The 20,061-nt window shown below is 69.7% G+C and carries 8 protein-coding genes; all 8 read left to right on the top strand.

All coding sequences use genetic code 11. From position 1 onward, the window contains the following. A partial coding sequence (locus tag AB0C69_RS09200; RefSeq protein WP_360351732.1) for an ABC transporter permease occupies positions 1-934 on the top strand: 934 nt, incomplete at its 5' end. A gap of 3 nt (positions 935-937) precedes the next feature. After that, positions 938-1,759: an ABC transporter ATP-binding protein gene (locus tag AB0C69_RS09205; protein ID WP_360351735.1), complete on the top strand. Its 822-nt coding sequence runs from the start codon at positions 938-940 to the stop codon at positions 1,757-1,759. A 78-nt stretch (positions 1,760-1,837) separates the two neighbouring features. Further along, a complete protein-coding gene (locus tag AB0C69_RS09210; protein ID WP_360351738.1) occupies positions 1,838-4,513 on the top strand; it encodes an HAD family hydrolase in 2,676 nt (891 codons plus the stop codon). Beyond that, positions 4,503-5,591: a class I SAM-dependent methyltransferase gene (locus tag AB0C69_RS09215; RefSeq protein ID WP_360351741.1), complete on the top strand. Its 1,089-nt coding sequence runs from the start codon at positions 4,503-4,505 to the stop codon at positions 5,589-5,591. Before AB0C69_RS09210 ends, AB0C69_RS09215 begins: the two co-directional genes overlap by 11 nt. A 120-nt stretch (positions 5,592-5,711) precedes the next feature. After that, positions 5,712-6,602 (top strand): class I SAM-dependent methyltransferase, encoded by an 891-nt coding sequence (locus tag AB0C69_RS09220; protein ID WP_360351744.1) that lies wholly within the window; start codon positions 5,712-5,714, stop codon positions 6,600-6,602. Between the two features lie 244 nt (positions 6,603-6,846). After that, positions 6,847-8,883 carry a hypothetical protein gene (locus AB0C69_RS09225; RefSeq protein WP_360351747.1) on the top strand — a complete coding sequence of 679 codons (2,037 nt, stop codon included), beginning with the start codon at positions 6,847-6,849 and terminating at the stop codon, positions 8,881-8,883. A gap of 481 nt (positions 8,884-9,364) precedes the next feature. Beyond that, entirely contained in the window at positions 9,365-12,856 is a 3,492-nt protein-coding gene (locus AB0C69_RS09230) for a LamG-like jellyroll fold domain-containing protein (protein WP_360351750.1), read from the top strand. 184 nt (positions 12,857-13,040) lie between these two features. Beyond that, the gene (locus AB0C69_RS09235) at positions 13,041-19,961 is read left to right on the top strand and encodes an RHS repeat-associated core domain-containing protein (RefSeq protein WP_360351753.1); all 6,921 of its coding nucleotides are present in this window, start codon (positions 13,041-13,043) and stop codon (positions 19,959-19,961) included. Positions 19,962-20,061 lie beyond the last annotated feature (100 nt).

Raw genomic sequence — 20,061 nt, forward strand, 5'->3', positions numbered from 1 at the left:
GCGCCGCCGCGGGCGGCGGGGGCGCCGCCGCGGGCGGCGGGGGCGCCGACGGGGGCGGGCGCGGATGACCGCCACGCCGGTCCGCGCCGACGAGGGGCTGCGGGCGCCGGGAGGGGACGGCGGCCTCCGGCGGACCTTCCGGGAGAAGTACCTGCTGCGGCTGCTGGTGCGCCGGGAGCTCAGGGCCCGCTACAAGGGCTCGCTGCTCGGCCTCGGCTGGTCCTACGTGCGGCCGGCCGTGCACTTCGGCGTCTACTTCTACGTCATCGGCGTGTTCCTCGGCATGGACGACCGGGTCGAGGACTTCCCGGTCTACCTGTTCTCGGGCATGGTGCTGATCAACCTGTTCACCGAGACGCTGCACTCGACGACCCGCTCGGTGACGGGCAACGCCGCGCTCGTCCGCAAGGTGTTCCTGCCGCGCGAGCTGTTCCCGACCGCGTCGGTGCTGGTCTCGCTCGTCCACTTCCTGCCCGGGATGATGATCCTGCTGGGCGGGTCCGTCGCCGCCGGATGGCGGCCGTCGCCCGCGGAGCTCGGCGCGGCCCTGTACGGGTTCGCGATCGTCCTCGTGCTCGGCTTCGGGCTCGGGCTGCTCTGCGCGGCCGTGAACGTGTTCTTCCGCGACCTGGAGCAGGTCGTGGACATCTCCATGATCGTCATCACCTGGTCGGTGCCGATGATCTATCCGTGGACCCACGTCCGGGAGCACGCGCCCGGCTGGGTGCTGGACGTCTACCTCGCCAACCCGCTCGTCAGCGCCGTCTCCCTGTTCCAGCGGGCCTTCTGGTACCCCGGGACCCGCGGCGACCACGCCTTCCCGCCCCACCTCTACGCCCACGCCGGGGTCGCCCTGGCCGCCAGCGTGCTGGTGTTCGCCGCCGGGCACGCGGCGTTCTCCCGCATGCAGGCGCGCTTCGCGCAGGAGCTGTAGCCGTTGAACGCCTCGCACCCGACCGCGGCCCCGTCGATCGTCATCGACCGCGTCACGAAGAACTTCACCCTGCGGCACGCGCGCTCGATCAAGGAGATGAGCGTCCGCGCGTTGCGCGGGCAGCGCCTGTCGGACCGGTTCCGGGCGCTGGACGAGGTGAGCCTCACCATCGGCCAGGGCGAGACCGTCGCGCTCATGGGGCTGAACGGCTCCGGCAAGAGCACCCTGCTCAAGATGATCTCCGGGGTGCTGCGCCCGGACAGCGGGTCGGTCCTCGTCCGGGGGCGCATCGCCGGGCTGATCGACGTGGGCGCCGGCCTGCACCCCGAGCTGACGGGTCGCGAGAACGTCTACCTCAACGGCGCGATCCTCGGCATGCCGCAGGCCGAGATCGCCCGCAAGTTCGACGCGATCGTCGAGTTCTCCGGCGTCGAGCGCTTCCTGGACGACCAGGTGAAGTTCTACTCGTCCGGCATGTTCATGCGGCTGGCCTTCTCGATCGCGGCGCACACCGAGCCGGACGTCTTCCTCATCGACGAGGTGCTGGCCGTCGGCGACCCGCCGTTCCGGGAGAAGTGCCTGGACCGCATCCGCGAGCTGCGCGGCGAGGGCCGGACCATGGTCGTCGTCGCGCACGACATCCGGATGCTCGTCGGGCTGTGCGACCGCGGCGTCACCATGCGGCAGGGCCGGGTGATCTTCGACGGGCCGACGGAGGAGGCCGGCCGGCTCGTCCGCGAGGACCGCGCCGCCCGCCGCGCCGCGGCGGCCGGGACGACGGCCGCACCGGGAGTTTCCGGGGGAAACGGAGTTCTCGGTGGATAGGGTGTCCCGAGCCGCGGCCGGGGGCCGCGCCCGCCGTTGCAGGACCAGGGGATGCAGGACCAGGGGAGAGGTGCGGCGTTGACCAAGCAGGAGTCCGGCAGCCCGTTGCTCGACGACGTCCACCGCGTCATCGCCGACCGGGCGTGCGCCGTCCTGTCGCTGGACGTCTTCGACACGGTGCTGTGGCGCCGGGTGCCCCGTCCCACCGACGCGTTCGCCCTGCTCGGGGCGCGGATGCGGGAGTCGGGCCTCTGCCCGCCCTGGGTGACGGACGCGACGTTCCGCCACATGCGCATCGCCGCCGAGGACGCCGCGCGCCGCGGCCGCGACGCCCTCGGCACCGAGGTCTCCCTCTTCGACGTCTGGCGCGCGATGCCGGACGGGATCTTCGGCGCCGCGTCCCTGGAGGAGCTGGTCGAGGCCGAGGTCCAGGTGGAGCGCGAGCTCACCGTCGTGGACCTGGACGTCGCCGAGGTCGTCCGGGCGGCGCGCGAGCAGGACCTCCAGGTCGTCCTGGTGTCCGACACCTACTTCACCGAGGAGCACCTCTCCCGGCTCCTCGACCGGCCGGAACTCGGCCCGCTGGACGGCGTGCGCGTCTTCCGCTCCAACCAGCACGGCACCGACAAGGCGTCCGGCTTCTGGGAGATCGTGCTGCGCGAACTCGACCGCGGCCCTGAGCAGATCGTGCACGTCGGCGACCACGAGATCGCCGACCACGAGGTGCCCCGCAAGCTCGGCATCCGCACCGTGCACTACCGCAGGCTCGACGACCCCTACCTCGACGTGCTCGGACGCGAGAAGGAACCCGTCGGACCGTTCGGAGACCACGCCCCCGACCTGGACGACCGGCACGGCGACTTCGGCCTCACCAGCCTGCGCGCCAAGGCGGTCCACTCCGGCGTCCCGTTCACCACCTCCGCGCTGGACGTCGCGTGGCGCTACGGCGCCGGCGTCCTCGGCCCGGTGCTGACCGGCTTCGCCGAATGGGCGGCGTGGCGGGCGCACGACACCGGCACCCGCCGGCTGTGGTGCCCGATGCGCGAGGGCGAGCTGCTGTCCCGGCTGATCAACGAGGCCGCCGCGGCGCGCGGCTGGGACGTGCGCGCCGCCCCGGTGTGGCTGTCGCGGTTCACGACCTCGCTCGCCGGGCTCGACCCCCACGACACCGGCGCGGTGCACGCCTTCGTCCGCACCGGCTACCGGCTGACCGTCCGGCAGGCGCTGTCGGTCCTGGAACTCCAGCCCGGCGACGTGCCCGGCCTCGCGACCGAGCTGGACACCGTCATCGACAACGGCGACATCGCCGAGCGGGTCGCCCGCGCGCTGACCGAGACGCCGCACCTGTGCAACCGGCTCGCGGTGACCGTCACCGCCGCCCGCGAACGCATGATCAAGTCGCTGCGGGACGCGGGCGCCCTCGACGACGACGCCCTCGCCGCGGGCGAGCTGACGCTCGTCGACCTCGGCTGGGGCGGGACGATCCAGCGCCAGCTCGCCCGCGCCCTGGAGATCGCCCGCATCGACGTCAGGCCGGCGGGGCTGTACCTGGCCACCGACGGCCGGGCCGAGCGCGTCCACATGGCCGGCCTGCGCGCCGAGGGCTACCTGGCCCAGTCCGGGCATCCCACGCGCGTCGCGGCGACCGTCACCCGCAGCCCCGAGATCGTCGAGCAGTGCGTCAACGCGCTGTGCGGCTCCCTCATCGGCTACACCGAGGACGGCGCGCCGGTCCTCGGCCGGACGGCCGACTCGCCGTCCCAGAACGCCGAGCGCCGGACCGTGCAGGACGGCGTCCTGGCCTTCCAGCGCATGTGGAACCGGTACGTCGCCGCGTCCGGCGGCGCCTGGCCCGACCTCGCCCGCCCGGAGGCGGCGCGGAACCGGCTCGCGCGCATCCTGGTGGCCGCGCTGGAGTCGCCCACCCCCGACGAGGCCGCCGTCTTCGGCAACTGGACCCACGAGGACAACTTCGGCTCGTCCCTGGTCACCACGCTGCTGCCCGCCGACCTCAAGGCGGCCGTCCCGTACCTGTCGCCGGGCGACCTCGGCGACCTGCACATGCGCGACTCGTTCTGGCCCGCGCTGATCGCCGCGTCCGACACCGGGCTCGGCGCCATGGCGAGGGCGATCGCCGACGGCGCCATCGACGCCGAGGCGTTCGACCCGTCCGGCGAGAAGCACGAGACGCGGCTGCGGTTCCGGACGGCCGACGACCGGTGGCACGAGCCCATCCGGCGCCGCGTCCGGATCAACCACAACGGCCTGTCGTTCTCCCGGCTCTCCTTCGAGCACCACGACACGGTCGACATCTCGCTCGCGATCCCCGGCCGTCCCGCGATCGTGCGGGTCGACTGGATCGAGGCCAGGGTCATCGCCGCCGGGCGGCGCCGCGAGCAGGTGCTGCGCTGGGACAAGCCGGAGGACTTCGTCGGCCTGCACTACGCCGACTGCCGCTACCTCGGCGGCAACCTCATGGAGTTCGACACCTCCTACGCGGCCGTGTGGCTCCCGCTCGCCCGCCGCGCCGGGGTGCCGGCGGTCTCGTCCGGGCAGATCACGATCGCGTTCGCGATGCTGCCCCAGTCGGCGACGGGCATGGCGCCGCGCATGCCGGTCGACCGGAGGGCCGAGCGGGCCGCCCGGGCCGCGCGGATCACCGAACGCGTCCGCACGGAGTACCGGACCGCCGGGGTCCGCGGCATCGCCGCCGGAGCCGGACGAGTGGCCAGGAGGAAGCTCGGTGACACGTGACCTCGGGGCGGCGTCGACCGGATCCCCGGACGACCCGCACGAGCAGTCCCGCGCCGCCCGGGAGCAGCCGCTGCTGCTGCACTCGATGGCGGTGTTCCGCGAGCTGTTCGAGGCGGTCTTCCGCTGCCGCGACATCGGCGTCGTCGTCGAGGTCGGCGTGGAGTCGGGCCAGGTCAGCGCCCTGTACGCCGACCTCGGCGCGACCGTCCACTGCGTCGAGCCCGCACCCGGCGAGGAGCTGCGCGCCGTCCTCGACGGCGACCCGCGCCTGAACCTGGTGGAGGGCCTCTCGCCCGCCGTGCTGCCCGACCTGCCGGTGGCGGACCTCTACATCCTGGACGGCGACCACAACTACGCGGTCGTCCGCGACGAACTCGCCTGGATCATGGCGAACGCCCCGGACGCCGTGGTCGTCCTGCACGACGTGCTGTGGCCGTGCGGTCGCCGCGACTTCTACTACCAGCCGTCGCCGGTCGCGCCGGAGGACGCGCACCCGGCCACGACCGACGGCCCCACGGTCTGGCACGACGAGCTCACCCCCGCCGGGTTCGTCGGCGACGGCGCCTACACCGTGGCCGAGCGGGCGGGCGGACCCCGCAACGGCGTCCTCACGGCCGTCGAGGACGCGCTGGACGGGGCCGGCGACTGGCGGTTCCAGATCGTCCCCGCCGTGTTCGGGTTCGGCGTCCTCGCCAGGACGGGCGCGCCTGGCACGGACGCCGTCTTCGAGGCGCTGCGGCCCTACACGTCCTCGCGCCTGCTCGCCGCGATGGAGAACAACCGCATCGCCCTCTACACCCGCGTGCTGCAGCTCCAGTACGAGGCGGCGGCCCGCACCAGGGAGGCCACCCGGCTGACCGAGACCATCAACGCCCAGCAGCGGGAGATCGCCCGGCTGAAGGACGAACTCGACCGCGCCGCCACGGAGAACGCGTCCAGGAGCCAGGAGCTTCAGCGGCTGCGCGACACGCCGCCCGCTCCGTCGCCGGTTCCGGAGCAAGAGCTCGGGGCGGCCGTGTCCAACCTCGGCCGGGCGCTCTCCGCCCGCATCCGCAAGCCGGCGGGGCCCCGGCCGTGAACCCGCTGTCCGGCGACTGGGCGCCGTCGCCTGGCGCCGTGACCTGGCCCGCCGCGGCCCCCGCCACCGGCCCGGATCCCGTGGCCGTGGACGCCCCGACTCCAGGAGAGGGAGCAGGCAATGACGGACTACGTCTCGACCGTGGCGATGCACCGGGCCACCTGGGGAACCTTCCTCGAACCTGACCCGAACCTCGTCGACGTCGAGAACCTGCACGAGGCCTTGCACATCCCGATTCGGGGAGGCCATCGCGCCGAGCTGGGAAGGTTCGCCGGCAGGAACGCCGTTTTCGACCGCGCGGCCGCCAGGATCGGGGAGGTGGGACTGCTCTACGAGGACCAGTGCAGCGCCTACCACTACTACGACCTGTTCTGCTGCGTCGAGCGCTGTCACGGGGAGCTGACCAGGCTGGTCGACCTGGGGGTCTTCATGGGGGGCTCCGCGGCCGTCCTCGCCGGCTGCGTCGAGCCGATGGGCCTCGAACTCGACCTCGTCGACGTCAACGCCGCCTACCTGCAGTTCACCTACGAGCGGCTGCGCCGCATCTTCCCGCGCGCCATGACGCGCGTCCGCATGTTCCACGGTGACCTGCCGACCTATGTCGCCGGTGTGCTGGAGGCCGAGCCGCAGACGCGCGCCCTGGTGCACCACGACGGTGCGCACGGTTTCGACCAGGTCGTCCGGGACCTGAGCTCGCTGTTCTTCGTCCGCGACCGCGTCCACGGGCTGGCGATCCATGCCACCCACCTGCGCGGCGACATCCAGTACCTCAACTTCGTCGACGCCGCCGTCCACGCGATGTTCGGCGCGGGGGTCAAGTACGAGGCGCTCGGCGCGAACTTTCCGCCTGAGGCGCCGGTGACCGTTCCGAACCGATGGAACGGGAACTATTTCCTCGCCGGACAGCCGGAGGGGATGTACGTCCCGTTCGACGGGGTGGAGTGGAAGTACCCGTATCCCGCCATGGAGCTGGAGGCGTTCCTGCCGGTGAAAGCATCCCCCGCGGGCTGACGGTGGCCGGATCCGGCCAACCCCGAGCGGGAGTGTGCCCGATCTTTCCCGTGGGCTGACCTGGTGACCGATTTGACGAGCGAGACGGGTCGTCCGCGGGGCTGTTCCATTGAACGTGGCGCGGGAACGCGGGAAGCTCTTTACCCTGTGCTGTGTAGGAAACCGACCGTAAGCAACCGAACCGGCCACCCCCAGGCGTTCCATACATTCCCGCGACTCCCAGGGGTCTCTCGACGTGACGGACATGGCGAGCGGGTCCGCGATGGCGCGGCTCACACAGGCCGACCGCGTCTACGTGGGCTGGCGCTACGCGCAGGTGCACCCCGACCCGGGGCCGCCTCCCGACCGGCCTGAGGCGCCGCCGCGGGCGCCGCTGCCGCCTCCCGCGCGGCGGCCCGGCGAGGACATGGCCGGGCGTCCGCTGCGCATCGCGTTCGCGGGCACGCTGGTGTTCGTCGGCCTGTTCCTCCTGTGCGGCGCCGCCGGGGTGATCCCGTGGGCGTTCGCCATCGTGGCGCTGCTGGCGTGCGGCGTCGTCCTCGCCATCACCGGCGGTGCGCTGTGGCGGGACGAACGCGGCGTCCGCGAACGGATCGCCCACGAGCGGGACGCTGAGGAGCGCGACCGGGCCGCACGCGAGCGGGCCCGCAGGAAGGCCGACGAGGCCTACTCCAAGGAGCGGGCCGAGTGGGAGCGCCGCCAGTCGGCGTACGAGAGCCAGCGCGAGTGGTACCCGGTGGCCGTCCCGCCCGGGGTCGACCGGGTGGACGTCGTGGGCGGCACCCTCGCCGGATGGTCCGCGGCCGTCACGACGATGGGCGCGGCCAGGCTCGCCGTGGGCGCGCGGCTGACCGTGATCGACCTGTCCGAGGGGGCGGTCGCGCACGACCTTCTCCGGCTCGCGGCCGACCGCGGCGACGACCCGCTCGTCTGGGTCCTGCCCGCCGACCTCCCGCGCCTCGACGCCACCCGCGGCCTCAACCCCGAGGCGCTCGCCGACGTGCTGTCCCTGGTCGTCAGCGCGGGCGAGGAGGAGGGCGGCACCCGCGACCTGTCGTTCGACAACTCGATCCTGGAACGTCTCATCGAGGTCCTCGGCCCGGACACCACCATCCCCAAGATCACCGCGGCCCTGCGCGTCCTCGCCCAGGTCGGCGACCCCCGCGACGACCTGCGCAAGGGTCTGCTCACCGACGAGCAGCACGAGCGGATCGCGACCCTGTTCGGCCGCGACGCGACCGACCGCATCGTCGTCCGCCGCGCGTGGGCGCTGGAGGCGCAGCTCCGCAAGCTGGAGAAGCTCGCCACCGAGCCCGTCCGCCTGCCGCCCTCGCGCCTGCACGTGGTGTCGATGGACCGGCGCGCCGGCGTCCTCACCAACCGCATCCTCGGCACCTACGTGACGACCGCCCTCACGCACCGGATCCGCGAGGCCCCGCCCGGCGGCCGCTGGGACCACACGCTCTTCCTCTGCGGGGCCGAGAAGCTGCGCGGGGACGTCCTGGACCGCCTCATCGACGCCTGCGAGGCCACCGGCACCGGGCTCGTCCTGATGTACCGGTCGATCCCCGGCCACGTCCGCGAGCGCCTCGGCCGCCGCGGCCACGCCGCCGTCGGGTTCATGCGCCTCGGCAACCCCGAGGACGCCCGCGTCGCCGCCGAGCACATCGGCGCCGGGCAGCCGCTGCTCGTCGCCGAGATCACCGACTCGGCCGCCGAGACGCTCTTCGATGTGGCGGGCGAGTCCTACGCCAGCACGGTCGCCTACGCGCGCCCCCGCGGAGACGGCCTCACCGACCCCGTCTGGACGCCGCTGCCCGCCCCCGCCGCCGACGACTCCGTCCTGGTGGAGGGCATCAGCTCCGCGACCGCCTGGGGCCGCACGGTCGCCCGGCCCCGTCCCGACAAGCAGCGCTTCCGTGAACTCCTCATCGAACCCCTGCAACTCCAGGAGCTCCCGCCCACGGCCATGGTCTTCACCCACTCGGGCGCGACGGGCCGCCGCACCCTCCTGGTGGACGCGAACCCGGGCATCATCACGCTGCCGACCGCCCACTCGATGGAGTTCGAGGAGTACCTCCGCGAACAGCAGCAGACCCCGGAGCAGCCCGCCGAACCGGACCCGCCAGAGCCCTCGAAGCCCCCCGAAGCGCCGGCTCCGCAGCGCCTCCAGAAAGCCCGCCACGCCCTCCCCAGAGGCACGGCCCCCCGCCAGCCCCGCAAGGTCCCGCCCCTGAAGCCCAACGGCCGCCACAAAGCCGACCCCCCGTCCACCCCCTGACGGTCCCATCGGGGGGGACGAACGGTTCGCATGACCCGTGGCGCGCTTCAACGCCGTCCTGACCGATGAATGCTGTCGGTGTTTCCCCGCTCACCGGGAGTTCTTTGATACCGGTTACGACGGCTCGTCAATATCGGATCGCTTAGTCCAATGGTCGAAATTGCGATCCCTGCGTACTGGCGTCTTTCAGGACCATTGAGGGGGATCTTTATCCCTGTCTCGACAAGGATAAACATCCTTAATTCGATAGCAGGCAGTGACGCAGCGTCGCTGCGAGGCGCGATTAACGGAAGACGGGTGGCCCGCCCTGCCAGATTACTCCAGCTTCATGTGATCTACGGCACACCGCGAAGATCAAAATGGGGTCTTCTTCTTTGTTGATCGCCGGGTTAACTTAAGGCCGCCTTAACAAGCCCTTTACTCCCTGGGGTTCCATATGGGTCGCCGTGCGGCATTCCGTCCTCTCTCCGTCGTCCGATCGGTGCCACTGCGGCGTCCGGTGTGGACGGCCCGGTTTGCCGCACTCGTAATGGTGGCCGGATCGTTGCAGGTGCCGATGGGTGCGGCGGCGCCCCGGCCGGCGGCTCATGCCGATGAACCGAAAGCGGCGGCCACCGAGCAGCAAGCCGTCGCCGCGGCGAAGCGGTCCGGTGCACCCGTGGAGATCACGTCCCGCGGCGGGGAGAACCGCACGGTGCGGGCGCTGCCGAACGGCAGGATCGAGATCGAGCAGCACGTGCAGCCGATCCGGACGCGGCGCGGCGGCGAATGGGTCGGCATCGACACGACGCTGCGTCGTTCCGGCGACGCGATCGTCCCCACCGCGACCACGGTCGGGCTGCGGTTCTCCACAGGCGGCGCCGGTCCGATGGTGAAGCTGACTCAGAGCGGTCACACCCTCGCTCTGTCATGGCCGAAGGCCTTGCCGGAGCCCTCGCTGGACGGTGACACCGCCGTGTACAAGGGCGTGGCCGGCCCGGACGTGGACCTGCGGTTGCGGGCGAGGGCGGACGGATTCGCGCACGTTCTGGTGATCAAATCCGCCGAGGCGGCCAAGGACCCCCACGTGGCGAAGCTGGCACTGGCGCTCTCGGCGACCCGCCTCGCGATGGGCGAGAAGAAGGGCGGCGGGGCGCTGGTGGCCACCGCCACAGGGTCGGGCGCGGAGGTGTTCGAGGCGCCATCGCCGCGCATGTGGGACTCCTCCCGGGGGAAGGGCGCGGCTCCGCAGGCGGGCGCTCGCGCCGCGGATCCCGCGGAGGGTCCCCCCGACGGAGCCAAGACCGCACGGGTCGGGGTCGCGATGGGGAACGGCCGGTTGACGCTGACACCGGACCAGCGACTGCTGACAGCGCCGGACACGGTCTTCCCGGTGTACGTGGATCCGGTGTGGTCGACGACCAAGGCGACCAGTTGGGGGATGGTTTCGTCGGGTTGGCCGGACGAGTCGTACTACAAGTTCGACGGCAAGTCGGCAGAGGGCGTGGGCCGCTGCGAGGTGGCCAAGGATCCCAACTGCGTGAAGAACCAGACCAAGCGGCTGTTCTTTCGCATGCCACTACCTGCTGTCAAGGGCCGCTACATCCAGAGCGTGGAGTTCGCGGCCTACGAGACCAGTGCCTACAACTGCAGCAACCCGACCGCGGTGCAGTTGTGGCGGACCACGACCTTGCAGTCGTATGCGACGTGGAACAATACCAACAACTCTTCGGTGTGGATGGACCAGCTTGCCTCCCGTGACGTGGCCTACTGCTCCAAGACCCCGGTGGAGTTCGGCGGAAGCGCCCTGCGGTCGCACGTTCAGGACGCGGTGAACAAGGGCTATTCGACGATCACCTTCGGACTGAAGGCCTACAGCGAGTCCACGATGGACTGGTGGAAGCGGTTCTCCGATGACGCCTACCTGAAGGTGCAGTACAACAACCCGCCGCTTCAGCCCGACACCGACACGATGTTCGCCGATCCCGGCACCAAGTGCCTGCCCAGCGGGCAGGCCAAGACGGTCAATGACCTCTCGACCCTGTACGCCTACCTCAAGGACCCCGACACCGAGGACAAGAACAAGGTGCAGGGGCAGTTCACGCTGCACTGGGCCACGAAGGCCGACGGGTCGGACTGGGGCCCCAAGTGGACGTCCGCCCTCACCCCGGCCAAGACCTCCAACACCCGGTTCCAGGTGAAACTGCCGTCCACCACCCCCCAGAAGACCAAGATCGCCTGGGGTGTCCGCTCTTGGGACGGCGAGCAATGGGGCCCTTGGTCCTACGACGGCGCCCAAACCGGCTGCTACTTCTACTACGACCCCTCGGTGCCGGCCAAGCCGACCATCACCTCGACGGACTATCCGGCCGATGACACCTGGCACGGAAGCGTTGGGCAGACCGGCGTGTTCACCATCGCCGACTCCGCAGCCGTCGCCGACCGTTACGTCATCACGGTCAACGACGAACCGGGCCGGACCGTGACCACGACCGCCGGCGCCGCACGGCAGGTGGGGATCGCACCGACCCGCTCCGGGCCGAACATCGTCACCGTCCAGGCGTTCGCCCCGTCAAATCAGAACGGCACCCCGGTCTCCTACGAATTCCGCGCCAATGCCGGATCGGACCCGGTGGCACGGTTCGATCTCGATGAGGGGGCAGGCGCCACCACGCTGCAGGCAGTGACCCGGGATGCAGAGCCCGCTGTGTCCGCGACCGTCCATGGCGGAGTCACCACAGGTGTCGACGGCCAGGTCGATCAGGGGCTCCAGATCGACGGTGTCACCGGCCACGCATCCACCAGCGCCCCGTTGGTCGACACCACGAAGAGCTTCGCGGTGTCGGCCTGGGTCCGCCTTGAAGACCCTGGGGGACGCACTCGCACCGTGCTCAGCCAGGATGGGGCGAGTATCAGCGGCTTCTATCTCAAGTTCGAACCGGCAACCCGTAAGTGGGCGCTGTCCAAGCTCACATCAGACTCCACTGGGGCAGCGTCCTACCAGGCTTATTCTCCCCGTCAGGCTGAGTTGAACGCCTGGACCCACCTGGTTGGCGTGTACGACGCCAATTCCAAGCGTCTGCAGATCTACGTCAACGGCGAACCTGGAACACCGAGTCCGGAGATGCCCTCTGCCTGGAACGCCGCGGGCGGTTTCCAGATCGGAAGGAGTTCGTGGTCGGGGCAGCAGGCCGACCATTGGCCCGGACGGGTAGACGAGGTGCGGGTCTATGACCGGATCGTCGGGCAGCAGGAAGCTCAAGAGATGCTCACCGAGCATCCGGTGCTGAAGGCCCGGTGGAAGTTGAACGAGGATGGTTTGGGAGAACCTGCCGGGGCGCCCGAGCTCGTCCTGCGCAACGGCGCTGCCATTGACCCGACCGCGGGTTTCAAAGGGTGGGTGTCGGCGGCGGGGCTGAAACTGGATCCGGCGCAGAAGGCGTTCGCCGAAACGGCCGATCCTGCGGTGACGACGAATGAAAGCTTCACGGTCGCTGGATGGGTGCGCAATGCGGGACGCCCGTTGCAGTCGGCGACGGTGTTCTCCCAGCCGGGCATGGCGACGAACGCGTTCGCTCTGCGCTACGTCCCTGGCCAAGATCCCGAAGAACAAGGCGTGTGGCAGGTTGTGATGCACAACTCCGACGACGGGGCCGCACCCGCGCTGACGGCTTCGCATTCGGGTTTCCTGCCGCAGGACTGGTCGCATGTCGCGGTGGTCTACGACGCTCTGCGCGACCGCGTCAGCCTGTACGTCAACGGGCAACTGGAGGAGACCGCGGACGGGATCTCGCAAGAGGACCAGATCGTCGGTTTCAAGGCGTCGGGCAACGGAGGCCTGCAGGTCGGCCGAAGCAAGTTCGGCGCAGCGGACGGCACCGAGTTCTGGACCGACGCGGTCGACGACCTGTGGGCCTACCAGGGCGCTCTGACCACCGAGCAGGTCCAGTCCCTGGCAGGCGACATCGAGCTTCCCACCGAGGACGGACCCTAGACCGCATGGTCCGCCGCCCGCACTCGCGGTGCGGGCGGTGGACCTCCCGGCCCTTTTCCCTCTCTCTTCGTGATCCGCTGAGCGCCCCCTGCCCGGGGCGGCGATGGAGGACGTCGTGAACGCAGGCCGGAAGCCGTCTGGGCCGACCGGACGCAGGAGGTTGGTCCTTGGAGCCCGCCGGGGCGTGACGCTGGTCGCGGCCGTGCTCGCGGTGGCGATGCCGACCGGACTGGTATCGGTTCCACCGGCGTTGGCCGACCCGCCGAACTCGGACCGTCCGAAGGTCGCGCACCACGAGAAGCCGGTGCCGGGCCATGACCTGAAGGCCCGTCCGCGGAAGGCCGACCAGGTGAAGTCGGGCCCCGCCGCCGAGGCCGCGTGGCCGAAGCCGGGAAGGGCAGAGGTCGATGTCCCTTCCGGTACGGGGGGCACCGGGGCGAGGGCGGGCGGACTGCCCGTGCGCGTGTTGCCACCGGGCGAGCAGACCAGGTCCGCCCGAGCCGTGCCCGCCGCCGACCGTGTACGCGTAGAGGTCCTGGACCAGCAGACCAGCCGGCGGATCGGGTTGGACGGGCTGGCGTTCACGGTGGCGCGCACGGACGCCGCCGCGCCGGGCCGGGTGCGCGTCCGGCTGGACTACTCGCGGTTCGCGCAGGCGTTCGGGGGCGGCTACGGCGCGCGGTTGCGGCTGACGCAGGTGCCGCAGTGCGCGCTGGTCACGCCGGAGAAGCCGGAGTGCCGGACCGCTGTGCCGGTCGTGGCGCGCAACGACGGAGCGGCCCGGACTTTGACCGCCGACATCGAGGCGGGGCCCGCGGCGGCGTCCGGCTCCCCGGCCGCGGCGCAGCAGAACGCCACCCTGCTGGTCGCGGCCGCCGGCTCGGACAGTTCGCAGGGCGACTACAAGGCGACCTCGCTGGAGGCGTCATCGACGTGGGGCGGGGGCGGCAACAGTGGGGACTTCACCTGGTCGTACCCGATGCGCGTTCCGCCCGTTCCCGGCGGGCTGACGCCGAAGGTCCAGGTCACGTACTCCTCCGGAAGCGTGGACGGCAAGACCGCCAACAGCAACGGCCAGCCGTCGTGGGTCGGTGAGGGGTTCGATCTGTGGCCGGGTTTCATCGAGAGGCGCTACAAGTCGTGCGAGGACGACGACGCGCCCAAGGACGAGTGGGGCAACTCGCCTGGTGACCAATGCTGGGGATATGACAACGCCACGGTGACGTGGAACGGCAAGGGCGGGGAGCTGATCAAGGCCGCCGACGGCTCCTGGCGGATGAAGGGCGACGACGGCACGAAGTTCGAGAAGCTCACCAGTTCGTCCAACGGCAACGGCGACGACAACGGTGAGTACTGGAAGGTCACCACCACTGACGGCACCCAGTACTTCTTCGGGCTGAACCGGCTGCCGAACTGGACGAGCGGAAAGCCGGAAACCGGCTCCACGTGGACGTCGCCAGTGTTCGGCGACGACGCCGACGAGCCCTGCCACGACTCCACCTTCGCTGGTTCGTGGTGCCAGCAGGCGTACCACTGGAATCTCGACTACGTCGTCGACCCGTCCGGCAACGCCATCACCTACACCTACGGGCAGGAGACCAACCACTACGGCCGCAACCTCAAGACCGGGGACGAGACGCCGTACGTGCGCGGCGGGTACCTGAAGACGATCTCCTACGGACTGCGCAAGGACGCCCTCTTCGCCAAGGCTCCCGCGCAGGTCGGCTTCGACACCTCCGAGCGCTGCATCCCGGAAGCGAACTTCGACTGCGACCCGGCCAAGATCGGCGCCAACCCGGACCGGTGGTGGGACGTCCCGTGGGACCTGCACTGCGACGCCGGTCAGGAGTGTAAGGACACCCACGGCTCCCTGTCGCCGACGTTCTGGTCCCGCAAGCGGCTGACGAAGGTCACCACCCAGATCCTCACCGCCGACGGCTCGGATTACCGGCCGGTGGACTCCTGGTCGCTGGACCACAAGTGGGGCCTGGCCGACGTCGAGCGGGACCTGCTGCTCAAGGAGATCGTCCAGACGGGCCACGCAGCCACCGACGGCGGCGGCGCGGTGACGTTGCCGAAGGTGACGTTCAACCACGTCCAGATGCCGAACCGCCTGGACAAGACCGGCGACGACATCCTGCCCTACATCCGCTACCGGCTCGGTGCCATCTACGACGAGTCCGGCGGGCAGATCGACGTCGGTTACTCCGACCCCGAGAAGGACTGCTCCCTGGCGGACCTCCCCACACCGGAGACGAACACGACCCGGTGCATGCCGGTGATCTGGCAGCCGCCCGGCCGGGAGGACCCGATCACCGACTGGTTCCACAAGTACGTGGTGACCTCGGTGATCCAGACCGACCGAACCGGACTGGCTCCGGACATGTCCACTAAGTACGAGTACCTCGGTGGGGCCGCCTGGCACTTCGACGACGACGACGGGCTCACGAAGGAGAAGCGCAAGACCTGGTCGCAGTGGCGCGGTTACGGCCAGGTCCGCACCCTCACCGGTGACCCGGCCGCTCCGGCGACGCAGTCCGACGCCTACTACCTGCGCGGCATGGACGGCGACCGCGAGAACAAGGCCGGCGGGTCCAAGTCGGTCACCGTCTCCGACGGCGAGGGCGGCACCTACACCGACCACGACGCGCTGGCCGGCTTCACCCTCAAGACCGTCCAATACACGAAGCCCGACGGGGCCGTCCACAGCAAGACGGTGAACGCCCCGTGGAGGAAGCAGACCGCCTCCCGGACCCGCTCGTGGGGCACGACCAGCGCGAACGTCGTCGCGGTCGACAACACCCGGACCTGGACGGCCAAGGACGGCGGCGGCTGGACCGAGACCAAGACCGACAACAGCTACGCCGATTCCGGCCCGGGGATCGGACGGATCCTCTCCGTCAACGATCTCGGTGACACCAGCACGCCCGACGACGACACGTGTACGCGTACCACCTACGCCGACAATGACGACGCCTGGATGGTGTCGTTCCCGTCCCGGGTGGAGACCGTGTCGGTCGCCTGTGGCGCGAGCCCGCGGCGGCCCGATCAGGTGGTCTCGGATATGCGCACCTACTACGACAACGGTGGGTTCGGCGCTGCTCCAACCAAGGGCGATGTCACCAAGACGGAGAGGCTCTCCGGCTACGACGGATCAACCCCGCAGTACGTCACGCAGGCCGCGACCGTCTACGACGACTTCGGCCGGGCCACCCGGGTCGAGGACGCACGCGGGGCCGCCACCACGACCGTCTACACCGACCCCCAGGGCCTGACCACCAAGAAGGAGACCACCACTCCGCCGGCCAAGTCCGGTAACGCCGCCACGGCGCTGACCACCTCGGAGGAACTGGATCCGGCGCTCGGACAACCGACGCGGACAACCGACGCGAACGGGCTGAAGACCGATCTCGTCTATGACGGTCTGGGGCGGATGAGGAAGGTCTGGCTGCCCGACCGGTCCAAGGCCAACAACCAGAACCCCAACCGCGAGTTCGAGTACCGGGTGGCCGAGGGACAGATCGTCGCGATCACCTCCAAGGCGCTAACCGCCGGTGGCGGGCAGCGGGTCGACAAGATCGAGTTGCTGGACGGGTGGCTGCGCTCACGGCAGATCCAGGTGCCCGGTCCGGGCGGCCGGCTGGTCAGCGACACCTTCTACGACAACCGCGGCCAGACCACCAAGGCCTACGCCGCCTACCCTGCGACCGGTGCCCCGGAACCCGCCCTGTTCGGGGTCGGCACTCCCGGGAACGTCGAGACTCAGACCCGCACCGAATACGACGGGCTCGGACGCAAGACCGTCGAGAAGCTCGTCAAGGGCAACGGCTCGCAGGCCGAACAGGAGCTCTGGCGGACCACCTACGACTACGGGGGCGACAACCGAGTCTCGGTCACCCCGCCTGCGGGCGGGACCCCTACCGCCCAGATCACCAACGCCCGCGGCCAAGTGGTCGAACGCCGCCAGTACAAGGCCGCCACGCCGACCGGCGAGTACGAGGCCACCCGCTACACCTACAACCCCACCGGTGAGCTCGCCTCGGTCACCGACCCGTCCGGGAACGTGTTCACGACCACCTACGACCTGCGCGGCCGCAAGGTGCAGACCACCGACCCCGACATGGGCACCAGCACCTTCACGTACGACGACCTGGACCGGCTCACCTCCTCCACCGACGCCCGCAACAAAAAGGTCTTCGTCGACTACGACGGGCTGGGCCGCAGGACCGCCACCCACAGCGGCGCGCCGGACGGGCCGCTGCTGACCTCGTTCACCTACGACACCGTCACCCGCGGCAAGGGCGCGCTGGCCACCGCCACCCGCCATGTCGGGGACGCCGCGTACACGAGCCAGATCCGCCAGTATGACTATCTCGGCCGGGTGGAGGCCACCACCCTCAACATCCCATCGCAGCAGGGTGCGCTGGCTGACACCTACACCTTCTCCACCAAGTACAACCTGGACGGGACCGTCCAGAGCAACACGGTCCCGAGCGCTGGCGGACTCCCCGCCGAAACCCTGGTCAACACCTATGACACGTGGCTGCGGCCCACCCGCATGGCCACCTCCACGGTCACTTACGTCAACGACACCGTCTACACCCCCACCGGAAAACCCTCCATCCTCGAACTGGGCACGGCGCCGAAGCGCGTTTGGCAGACCTTCACCTACCAGTACGGCAGCCAACGCCTCGACACCGCTAAGACGACCCGCGAGGGCATCGACGGCTCCGACCGCAACGCCACCTACAACTACACCGACGCGGGCACCATCACGTCGATCAGCGACACCTCCCGCGACGGCGTCGACAACCAGTGCTTCACCTACGACCACCTGCAACGCCTCACCGAGGCCTGGAGCCAAGGCACCACCGACGCCTGCGCGACCGAACCCACCAGCACGCTGATCGGCGGCCCCGCCCCCTACTGGCAGAGCTTCGGCTACGACAAGGCCGGCAACCGCACCAGCGAAACCCGCCACGGCATCGGCGGTGCCACAGACACCGTCCGCACCTACACCTACGCACCCCCCGGGCAAGGAAACCGCCTCACCGGGGTCACCCAGACCGGCCCAACGGGCAACCGCACCGAGACATACGGCTATGACGACACCGGCAACACCATCACGAAGACCGCCGACTCCGGAACACCGGGCACCGGGCAGACCTTCGAATGGGACACCGAGGGCGAGCTAGCCAAGGTCACGGAGAACGGCAACGACGAGACATTCGTCTACGACGCCGACGGCAACCGCCTCATCCGCAAGGACCCTGCCGGCACCACCCTCTACCTGCCCGGCGGCACGGAACTGCGCCTCCTCAGCGGCGCGACCACCGCGACCGGCACGCGCTACTACGACTTCGCCGGCCAGACCGTCGCGATGCGCACCGCCGGCGGCCCCCTCACCTACCTGACCGGCGACCACCAGGGCACCGACCAGGTCGCCATCAACGCCACCGACCAAGCCGCCACCATTCGTCGCTTCACCCCGTTCGGCGCCATCCGCGGCATGGACGACGACGCCACCTGGCCGAACGACAAGGGCTTCGTCGGAGGCACACAGGACCCCACCGGCTTCACCCACCTCGGAGCCCGCGAGTACGACCCCGAGACAGGCCGCTTCATCTCCGTCGACCCCCTCATGGACCAGGCCGACCCCCAGCAGATGAACGGCTACACCTACGCCAACAACAACCCCTCAACCCACGCCGATCCGGACGGGCAGTGCCCGCCCGACATCTGCGGCGTCGGTGTAATGAACCCCGGCCACAGCAAGCCCGCCACGACCGGCGGCTGCGGCCACGACATCTGTTCTTCTCCAAGCCGGACTCCTGGCATAGTCAAGAAGTACTGGAGACCGGTAAGGACGAAGATCGGCACCGCTGTAGTTCACGCCCCTTCGGCAGCCGCGTATCGTGCGGCATTTCTCAAAGCACTACTTCTAAGGGGCGAGAGCCGCTTCTGGGTCGACCAGCACGACCCGCTCCCCACCTGTACACCCGGCGCCGCCGGCGCGGTCAACGGTGCCTGCTCACCCGGCGAAATCGACATCCTCACCAGGTTCGGTGACTTGGTTTGCAAGGTGGGCGGCTTCAAATGCAGCCACCTTTCGACCCGCAACTACTTCCTTCTAGGGCTCGCAGGCTTCGTTCCCGGTCAGGAAGGCGCTGGCGGACACCCCGGCGGCATCGGGATAGGCGGACCTTCCAGGACGGGAAAGACGCCCAGCCCCGGCCGGTGCAGCAGCTTCGTGCCAGGAACAACAGTTCTCATGGACGACGGCAGCCACAAACCGATCGAAAAGATCAAGGTCGGCGACAAGGTCATCGCCACCGACCCCGAGACCGGAGAAACGCACGCCCAGCCCGTCCTGGGGACCATCATCAGCAAGGGCGACAAAAAGCTCGTTCAGATCACGGTCGACGGCGACGCCTCCCTTCTGGCATGGAGTACCGGCAAGGGAACTGAGCAACGTCCGGCCAAGGCATCTATCGCCAAGCGTGTCAAGGGCGGGTTGGTCATCGCCACCGACAACCATCCTTTCTGGGTCGCCGGCGACATCAACGCATGGGTCGAGGCCGCCGACCTCCAGCCCGGCATGTGGCTTCGTACTAGCGCCGGCACCTACGTGCAGGTAAGGGCCATCGACCATTGGACCACCCACCATCAGCGCGTTCACAACCTCACTGTCGCCAACTTTCACACCTACTATGCGCTGGCGAGTGCCACGCCCGTACTGGTTCACAACGGTTGTGGAGACGAGGGGGTTCCGCGAACGGCGGACGGGAAATACGCCAAGCGTAACGGTGAACCGGGGCGAGACGGTGCGAAGGAGGAAAAACTTGCGTGGGATCAGTTGGAACTGGACGGCGCAACCGTCATACGCAAGGAGACGCCGGTGTTCGTGCCCGGCTTCCGGCCACGAAAGTACGACGGCACGGTTCAGATCAATGGTAATTGGTACGGTATCGAAGTAAAGGGTGCCACGGCAAAAAGAAGTAAACCTCAGCGCAGCTTTGACGACTGGCTTAACACGCCGGGCAATACGGTAACCACCAAGGATGGTCGCACGCTTGTCGGAGTATTTGACGTGCACATCTATTAGGAAAGTCGAAATCGGGCCAGGTGGCAGGTTTCGTGTCGACTCGGAGAAGCGTCGCCGTGGTATCATCACGCTGTTTCGGCTGCTTGGCCGGATGGGGCAA

The sequence above is a fragment of the Actinomadura sp. NPDC048032 genome (assembly GCF_040653175.1).
Lineage (GTDB): Bacteria > Actinomycetota > Actinomycetes > Streptosporangiales > Streptosporangiaceae > Spirillospora > Spirillospora verrucosospora.